A 597-nucleotide genomic window follows, 5' to 3' on the forward strand; every position below is an offset into this window, starting at 1 on the left:
GATGCCCTCGGCCTGAAGGATGTCCAGGACGGAATCGACGCCGGCGACGAACTCCTGCTGCAGTGCAATGCTGGCGTCGATCCCGCCGCCGGATGCGCGGGCGAAGGTGGCCCGGTTTCCTGGGGGCATTGCTGAGAGCCAGCCACCGTTTCGTCCGGAGGCGCCGTAGCCGATCTGTTCTGCTTCAAAAACCGCGACGTTGAGTGAGGGTTCGAGTTTCTTGGCGAAGTACGCGGCCCACAGGCCGGTGTAGCCGCCACCGATAATTGCCAGGTCTACAGTGTCCTGACCGGTGAAGCGGGGGTAGGCGGGCCTGGTGGCCGCGAGTCCGGCCATCCAGAAGCCGAGCTCTCCGTTTCGGGGTGTTGCCGCAAGGGCTGTCATGAGTTGTCCTTCGTTGTCTGGAAAGCGCTGGGGGTGTTCAGGCGGCGGTGTATCCGCCGTCGACGGGCAGGACCGCTCCGGTGATGTAGGACGATTCCGGGGACGCCATGAAAAGGATGGCGTCGGCGATCTCTTCGGGGGTGGCCAGGCGCTGGAGCGGGATCTGGCCCTCGCGCTGGGCGCGGTAGGCCTCGGGGTCTTCCCTGCGCTGGA

The 597-nt window shown here is 65.8% G+C and carries 2 protein-coding genes; both read right to left on the reverse strand.

What is annotated here, in order from left to right; all coding sequences use genetic code 11:
- A partial coding sequence (locus AC6CH3_RS23390) for an FAD-dependent oxidoreductase (RefSeq protein ID WP_498134705.1) occupies positions 1–384 on the reverse strand: 384 nt, incomplete at its 3' end.
- 37 nt (positions 385–421) lie between these two features.
- A partial coding sequence (locus AC6CH3_RS23395; RefSeq protein ID WP_498134706.1) for an SDR family oxidoreductase occupies positions 422–597 on the reverse strand: 176 nt, incomplete at its 5' end.

Source organism: Arthrobacter sp. GQ119 (assembly GCF_059759125.1).